Origin of the sequence: Bradyrhizobium sp. (genome assembly GCF_049581145.1) — a bacterium.
Classification (GTDB): domain Bacteria; phylum Pseudomonadota; class Alphaproteobacteria; order Rhizobiales; family Xanthobacteraceae; genus Bradyrhizobium.
This window is the reverse complement of the sequence record NZ_JBAURI010000224.1, coordinates 1-7,522: the sequence shown is the minus strand read 5'-3', so window position 1 is coordinate 7,522 and position 7,522 is coordinate 1. Positions and strand designations below refer to the sequence as shown.

Sequence of the window (7,522 nt, the reverse complement as noted above, 5' to 3'; positions counted from 1 at the left end):
CGGTCCAGCAGGCAGGCTCCGCCGGCGTCAACGGCCCGCAGGTCGCCGATGCCGGCCCGGTCCGTGGCCCCGTCCAACAACCGGTTGGGCCGCCACGCGATGAGCCGACGACCACGGCCTACGGCATCTCCAGCGACGGACCGACGACGGACGTCTACACGGCGTTGTTCGGACCCCGGAATCACTGAAATCCTGCTCGGCGCGGGTGGATTGATTGTTTCTGGGTCGCTCGCCCGAAAGTATTAGGTGGGCTCGCCCATCGTAACTGGCGTTGCGCCGGAGCCGGGCGCAGACTCAGGCCTGCATGGAGCGGGCCTGACCGCGCAGGGAGGTGATGAACATGAAATTCCTCGCGCTCACGATCGTGATTGCAGTGTTGGTCTTCGCGGCGGCGGTGTTCGCCTCGAACGAGTCACGCGCGGTGCCCGCGTGCGTCACCGGCTGCAACGCGATCCGGTCCAGCGCATAGGAGCTGCCAGCGAGGAGCGCGGCAGTTATGGTGGCAGCAGTTACGGTGACAGTGCACTTAATTGACATACCGCGCCTTCCAGCGCATCATGCTGCATGGCCCGTCTCGCCCGTGTCGTCATCCCCGGTCATCCCCACCATGTCACCCAGCGCGGCAATGGCCGCGCGCGGACCTTCTTCGGCGACGACGACTACGCGCTTTACCGCGATCTGCTCGCCGAGAACTGCCGCGCGGCCCGCGTCGAGGTGTGGGCCTGGTGCCTGATGCCGAACCACGTGCACCTCATCCTCGTGCCGTCCGATCCGGACGGGTTGCGCCGGGCGCTGGCGCGGGTGCATCGACGCTATGCCGGCGTGATCCAGGCACGGCGCAAACGCAGCGGTCATTTCTGGCAGGGCCGGTTCGGCGCGGTGGCGATGGACGAGGAATATCTCACGGCGGCACTGCGCTATGTGTCGCTCAACCCAGTGCGGGCGCGACTGGTGCGGCGGGCGCAGGACTGGCGCTGGTCGAGCACATCGGCGCATTTGCGTGGCAAGGATGACGGGCTCACCGCGCTGGCGCCGATCAGGGATCGCTTCCCTCGCTTCGCCGCTCTGCTTGCCGCCGAGCCGGAGGCTGATCTGTTCGATCGCCTGCGCGCCGCCGAGAGCATCGGCCGGCCGCTCGGCGGTGATCGCTTTCTCGCCCGTATCGAGCGACGGACAGGGCGCGTCCTGAAACCGGGCAAGCCGGGGCCGAAGCCGCTGGGGCCGGAAAGCCATTGAGGCGCAGGACCGTCTTTTGTGCGAATGAGGTGCACCGTAATTTCGACATTCGATCGCCAACCGAGCGCACCGGCAGATCGCGAACTGAATCGATCGCGGCATTTCCTTCGGGAGCCGTCTGCCAGCCGGGGCGGCCTGGTTCCCGAGCCGGCCGATTTCGCTTTCGATCCCAAGCTCCGTCGGACGGATCAAGATTTTTCCAGGGTTTTTGCCAACACTTTCAAGGGTTCCGTCTGCGTCAGCGCCGGTCCCCGTTGGAGCCCCGGTGTTTTTCTCGGGAAAACACGGATATACTTCGCCGCTATTAACCTTCAACGTGTGGTGGCGGCTGGGACAACTGGAAATGTCTGGCAAGTGAAGGTGGACGATGATGGCTGAATCGCTAAATTTGGTTGTTGAGCAAGACCAGGCCGGCCTTTGGCGCGTGACGAGTCCGAATATCGCCGGGCTGCTCGCCACTGGGCATTCGCGTCGTGAGGCGCTGTCTAATGTTGACGGCGCGATCTCTCATCTGCAGCGGGTCCAGCGCTTTGCCGGCATCGTCACGGATGACGCCTTGAGGTGCGGAGCCTGAAAGGGGCGGCCGGAATGCCGGCGGTGGAATCTGCGCTGCACCATTGCTCCATCGCCCGGAATCCGGGCTAGGATGCGGCACGGGTAGCATCCTGCGATTGCTCTTGCCTTTACAGAAGCAGGCGCCCGTTCTCGCGGTTCCATCCGCGCTCGTTCCTGGCAGCGCGCCTCTATGCCCACCGGCGGGCATTTGTTTATCGGGGATATCCGGCGATCCTCCGCAAAATGGATTTCCGTGCCGAATGGGCTTGTTCGACCAAGGCAGCGGCAGCTCTCTGCGCGGGTTGGAGGCGACGGGTCCGCCGTAGCGCGAAAAGCAAAGGCGGAAGCCGAATCCGCCGTTCTCGCCGAGCAGACCGGCGCATTGCGCCTTCGGCTTCAATCCGCCCGGCGAACTGGACCCGCTCATGATAAAGCCCTAGAATCTTGCGACCGGAAACGGGCCAAGTCGGGAGCGATCGGAGCGGGTGGCGTGACGTCTCAGTGGCAGTATCAGGTTAGATTCGATGTGACCGATGCCACGACGGCGGAATCGGTGCGCCGAGGGGTCCGTGATCGGGCGCTGGCGCCGCTGTTCGATATCCTTGCCGAGCATCGCGCCGTGCCGAAATGCCAGTTCGACGCTTTTGCGGAATATGTTGCCGCAGCAGAAGAGCATGGCGTCGAAAACGATCCGCTCTACGCGTGGACGAAAACGACGATCGATGATCCCGCGAAGAAGGACAAATATCTCAAATCGTTTACCCTCTATGTGGACGAACGGGAAGTCTACGCCAAGGAGATTGCCGACGCGTTGGAAGCAGACTTGCAGCCCTTCGCGGCCACGCGGCTCATTTCGCGGATCTCGAAGTACGATACCAATCCCGCAAATAATCCTCAGCCGCCGCAGCCCACCAGCTCGTAGGGCTGGTTGAAGGCGGCGTGTCGGGCATGGCTCAGCGACGGCGACGTCCCACACCGACCTGGATCTCGACCGGACCCCGCGGCTCCGAAGCGTCAACCATATGGTCAACCATAGATGCGAACCTACGGTTTGCATCTTGCTGATCAGCTCACGCTTAGCAAGGTGGGCCAGAACACCGCTTACGATTGAGAACCATTTCGACGTCGTCCTGATCCGCCTGCGGACATGGTGCCGCGACCGCGTCCGCGACCCCGCGCAAGTTGAGGAGACCTCGCGCGAGGCGGCCGGCTTGGTCGTCAACCTGTTGAACAATCCCCCGCTGCCGTGACGGACGACTACCGCGCGAAGCTCCTTGGCATCGCGAAGAAGCGCCCGGGCAGCGATTTCCGGATTGAGAAGCCGCAAGATCCCGCTGCCGTGCTTGCCGAGCGCAGACCAAATTCCCGTTGATCAATGCGCGCTGTCTTCAACCGCGCGATGCGTGGCTTACCAGCGTCCAGGGCGCGGAGATCGTGACCATGGTATGCCTCGCATCAAGCCCGCTGCCCGATGATTTGGCCAAGGCCGGCTACAAATTGACGCGCGAAACCGAAGGTATGTGCATCATAGCTGGAGTCTACGTCGAGAGGCTGATTCGAACGTGATCGGGCGCGCTGGAGCCGATGACGGAGGGCAGCAGCGCGCCGGTTGCCGAGGTTCGATCGCATGCCGGCTCATTCCCGGTGCGGCGCTACTCGTTCGTGCTCCAACGGACAATCAGTTCCTTCCCCTTACTTTGGGTGATTTGGTCCCGGAAAGCAAAGCCACTGAATCTTTGCTTGCCCATCGTGATGATCGCCGCTGCGATTGCCTACGTTGGCTGAGTACATGGGGGCGCCCGCTCGGAAGCAGTCGTCTTCGGTCGTGTATCCCGGAACGGTGCTGATGCTCGGTTGTGTCGCTGAGCCGACCATTAGCAGTAGCACCCAAGTTTCCATGTTCTTCCCCCTTTCGGCCTCGCGAGAATACTCTCAGAGCGCTAGGGTTCGAGGATGAGGTTCGGGTTTGGTTACGCGTTACGGGGTCTAAAGACCCCCGTAACGTAACCACGTAACCAGCCTCATCGTGACCGTAACGTAACGCGAACCGCAACCGTAACCACGTGACCAAGAGCTTCCAATATTTGCGAGACATTGCAGACCATATCCTTGAAAGGATCGCGGAAGGAACGCATCGAAGGCCAAAAAGTCGCTCGAGACAGGCGGGGCGGTAGCCTCTCCGAGATCTGGTTAACGCCAGCAGCGAGTAGCCCGCATGAGCGCAGCGATATGCGGGATCGACGTCGATGAAATGCTCCGCGTCTTCGTGGTCTCAGGATTCGGCTCAGGCGCGTAGTCCGCAAAACTGTTGAACGGGACCAGGCAGCGGTTCTCCGGCTTCAGCCAGCCGCGCCAATGCCGCGACGACGTGTTGCGGATGTTGGTGACCGGAGGCCCGCCGATGCGGGGAGGCGGCGGCATGCCCCAGCGCATCAGCACCGTCTCGCGACTGCTGCCGGCGTTGCGGATCACGGGCGCCGGATAGTCCGGAAAAAACACCCGGCATAGGCGGTAGGTTGCCGACGTAGCGGTTGATCACGCGGGATAGCGCCTGGATGGCGGCCTCGTTGGTGGTAATCCTATAGAGATTGCACATTCTCCATCAGCCTCGAGTGCCCACTAACCCTTCAACATCTGCGAGCGCACCCAACTCGTCCAACCAGGATGTTGGTAGCGGCACGATCACCCCGCCGTATCCGCTAGCAGTAAGAAGCAGACCAGTCCTCACTAGCGACGCACACAACGGATCAATCTCCGTTTGAGCATAGCCGGAGCTTGTCAATTCCGATCTCAAGCAGTTCGCAAATTCATTGGTGTTGAAGGCCGCGCCTGTCGCGCTCATTCTACGTTTGATGGACACAGCCTTTCCGATGACCATGAGTTCGTCGCGCGTGAGCTGCTCAAGGGTGTTTGCCCATTTTCTGAATTTGTCCGGCTCAAGCGCCTTGTTCTTTTTCAAGCCGACGATCACTTGTGCTAATAGCCTTAGATTCTCGCGAGCGGCCCCATCGTTGACGGCCTTTGCGAATCGATAGCTGATTTCGATCAGCGGATCGACGTCATGTTCGCTGAAGTCAATGGGCCCTCCTATCGACACTTCGTTAATCAGAATCTCGGCGGCTTCTGCTCGTTTTCGTTCAAGCCATTTTTCAGCGATCTTGCTAACGGTGTTTCCACCGGGCAATTGAAATGCGCTCATTATGTCGCCAGCGATGGCCGCGCCCAGCGGAATCAGCTCTTTGTCGCTCATTGTGCCTCCCCGATATTCATCGTTCTCCCGGCTACTAGGAGCCTGTTCATTTAATCGTTTTGGTCGAGTTCGACGAGAAACCACTTCTCCGAAATGTGCTATTCGGAGTCAGCATTTCTCTTGGCGTGGGCCAGATGGGCGCAAACAAGAATCCCATTCTACTCGGCTCTGCAACTTTTGATTAAATGGACAGGCTCCTAGGTCGACGGCGGATCACTCGCCGATATCTTCGTCCTCCGCAATGCCGACCAGGTGGCTGCGCTTGTAGGCGGCCAACGCCTGCAAAAAACTCAAATTGTGGTCCACCGGAACGGACGTTCCAAAAGGTGGGCCACTGAGATGCAAAAGATTGAATGTTTTCTAGAGCAGAAAAATGCTGTGGCGATCCCAGCAGGACTCGAACCTGCAACCCGCGGAGTAGAAATCCGCTACTCTATCCAGTTGAGCTATGGGACCGTCAGGGCGACCCTTCGGCAGGCGCCTTCATAGCATTGCCAATATGAAAAATCCGCGATTTCGCCAAGTCGTTCCGAACCATTTTCTTCCGCCGGGCGACCAAGGGCGAAGGGGAGAGTGGCGTCCGCTGTCCCGCGGTTGAATCGTGCACCGGGCGGGAGAACTGCCAGCCGGTTCATGGGCTTGATTGGGGGGCTTTGTTCGGAATCTTGGCCGCGCCATGCCGCATGCGACTTTTTGCTATCCCGGTTCCGCTGCCGTCGACCCGTCACCTGTCCTCACTCTTTTTTTGCTAGACAGGCGGCACTCGTCCGCGGCTTCAGGAGCTCCTTTATGATCGGTCTGGTTCGCGCTGCGGCGGTTGGCGCTGTGCTCCTTGTCGGCCTGGTTGCGGCGCATGCCGCCGACAAGGCCTTCAAACGCGACGATCTCGCCGATGCCGCGATCAAGCTGGAGGCCCAGATCAAGAGCGAGGCCGGGCCGATCTCAAAACCCGCTGCCACCTTGCGCAGCGACGCGGATGCAGCCTTCCGGCGCAACGATTTCCGCTCCGGGCTGCAGATCCTCGGCCAGATCGCCGCCACGGCGCCTGAGGATGCCGGCAACTGGCTGCGGCTGGCTCATGTGATCTTCCAGATCAAGCCTGCAAACGACAGCGAACAGACCTTCTTCCGGGAGCGCGCCGCCACCGCGGCCTATATCGCCTATCAGCGCGCCGCCAACCCGCAGGACGAGGCGGACGCGCTGGCGGTGCTCGGCCATGCGATGTCGGAGCGGCAGATGTGGCGCCCGGCGCTGGATGCGCTGCGGATGTCGCTCGACCTGCGCGAGACAGCCGACGTCCGCGGCCAATATGAGAGGCTGCGCGACGAGCACGGTTTTCGCCTGTTGGATTACAGCGTCGATTCCGATGCGGCCTCGCCGCGGGCCTGCTTCCAGTTCTCCGAGGACCTTGCCAAGCGCACCGACTTCACGCCGTTCGTGACGCTCGCCGGCACCGACCGGCCGGCGCTCTCGGCGGAGGAGAAGCAGCTCTGCGTCGACGGGCTGAAGCATGGCGAGCATTACACCATCAATCTGCGCGCCGGCCTGCCGTCCACGGTGAAGGAGGGCCTGCCGCAATCGGCCGAGTTCAACATCTATGTGCGCGACCGCAAACCCTTCGTGCATTTCACCGGCCGCGCCTATGTGCTGCCGCGCAACGGCCAGCGCGGCATCCCGCTGGTCAGCGTCAACACCACCGCGCTGGTGGTCAACGTGTTCCGGATCGGCGACCGCAACCTGATCAATACCGTGATCGACAGCGATTTCCAGCGGCCGATCAGCAGCTATCAGCTGTCCGAGCTCGGCGACCAGCGCGGCGTCAAGGTCTGGACCGGCGAACTCGCCACCGCGACCACGCTCAACCAGGACGTCACCACCGCGTTTCCGGTCGACCAGGCGCTCGGCGACCTGGAGCCGGGCGTCTATGTCATGACCGCAACCGTCAAGGCTCCTGGCAGCGATGACGATGGCCAGCTCGCCACCCAATGGTTCATCGTCTCCGACCTCGGCGTGGCGGCGTTTTCCGGCAATGACGGCATCCATGTGTTCGTCAATTCGCTGGCCTCGACCGCGCCGGTCGCGCGGGCCGAGGTGCGGCTGGTCGCCCGCAACAACGAGATTCTGGCCGCGCGGAAAACCGATGATTCCGGCCATGTGCTGTTCGAGACTGGCCTTGCGCGCGGCGAGGGCGGCTCGTCGCCGGCCATGCTGACGGTCACAGGCGAGAAGGCCGACTATGCCTTCCTCAGCCTCAAGACCACCGCCTTCGATCTCAGCGACCGCGGCGTCGGCGGGCGCACGGTGCCCTCCGGCGCCGATGCCTTCGTCTATGCCGAGCGCGGCGTCTATCGCTCCAACGAGACGGTGTTCCTGACCGCGCTGCTGCGTGACGGCCTCGGCAATGCCATCACCGGCAGCCCACTAACGCTGGTCGTCGAGCGTCCGGACGGCGTCGAGTTCCGGCGCGCCGTGCTGCCCGAC

Annotated in this window: 8 protein-coding genes, 1 tRNA gene and 1 pseudogene; 6 read left to right on the top strand and 4 right to left on the bottom strand. The window is 62.1% G+C overall.

Annotation, left to right across the window (positions count from 1 at the left end):
* On the top strand, positions 1-188 hold a 188-nt coding region (locus tag WCB02_RS07380; protein ID WP_423957177.1), incomplete at its 5' end, for a hypothetical protein.
* 106 nt (positions 189-294) lie between these two features.
* On the opposite strand, the gene WCB02_RS07375 is transcribed toward WCB02_RS07380, so the two are convergent.
* Positions 295-537 (bottom strand): hypothetical protein, encoded by a 243-nt coding sequence (locus tag WCB02_RS07375; RefSeq protein ID WP_423957176.1) that lies wholly within the window; start codon positions 535-537, stop codon positions 295-297.
* Positions 538-564: 27 nt separating this feature from the next.
* Between WCB02_RS07375 and WCB02_RS07370 the strand changes: the two genes are divergently transcribed.
* The 4 genes from WCB02_RS07370 (at position 565) to WCB02_RS07355 (ending at position 3,163) form a co-directional block, all read left to right on the top strand.
* Entirely contained in the window at positions 565-1,236 is a 672-nt protein-coding gene (locus tag WCB02_RS07370) for a transposase (protein ID WP_423957174.1), read from the top strand.
* Between the two features lie 370 nt (positions 1,237-1,606).
* Positions 1,607-1,810: a hypothetical protein gene (locus WCB02_RS07365; RefSeq protein WP_423957173.1), complete on the top strand. Its 204-nt coding sequence runs from the start codon at positions 1,607-1,609 to the stop codon at positions 1,808-1,810.
* Positions 1,811-2,281: 471 nt separating this feature from the next.
* Positions 2,282-2,713, top strand: a complete 432-nt coding sequence (locus WCB02_RS07360) for a hypothetical protein (protein WP_423957178.1) — start codon at positions 2,282-2,284, stop codon at positions 2,711-2,713.
* 324 nt (positions 2,714-3,037) lie between these two features.
* The gene (locus WCB02_RS07355; protein WP_423957172.1) at positions 3,038-3,163 is read left to right on the top strand and encodes a hypothetical protein; all 126 of its coding nucleotides are present in this window, start codon (positions 3,038-3,040) and stop codon (positions 3,161-3,163) included.
* Between the two features lie 890 nt (positions 3,164-4,053).
* On the opposite strand, the pseudogene WCB02_RS07350 reads toward WCB02_RS07355, so the two are convergent.
* The 3 genes and pseudogenes from WCB02_RS07350 to WCB02_RS07340 all read right to left on the bottom strand — a co-directional run.
* Positions 4,054-4,387: pseudogene (locus WCB02_RS07350) on the bottom strand (SOS response-associated peptidase family protein); the annotation flags it as partial.
* Positions 4,388-4,393: 6 nt separating this feature from the next.
* The gene (locus WCB02_RS07345) at positions 4,394-5,041 is read right to left on the bottom strand and encodes a hypothetical protein (protein ID WP_423957171.1); all 648 of its coding nucleotides are present in this window, start codon (positions 5,039-5,041) and stop codon (positions 4,394-4,396) included.
* A gap of 379 nt (positions 5,042-5,420) precedes the next feature.
* Positions 5,421-5,497 (bottom strand) — tRNA-Arg (locus tag WCB02_RS07340).
* A gap of 333 nt (positions 5,498-5,830) precedes the next feature.
* Here WCB02_RS07340 and WCB02_RS07335 point away from each other — a divergent pair.
* The coding region (locus tag WCB02_RS07335; RefSeq protein WP_423957169.1) for an MG2 domain-containing protein at positions 5,831-7,522 on the top strand (1,692 nt) is incomplete at its 3' end.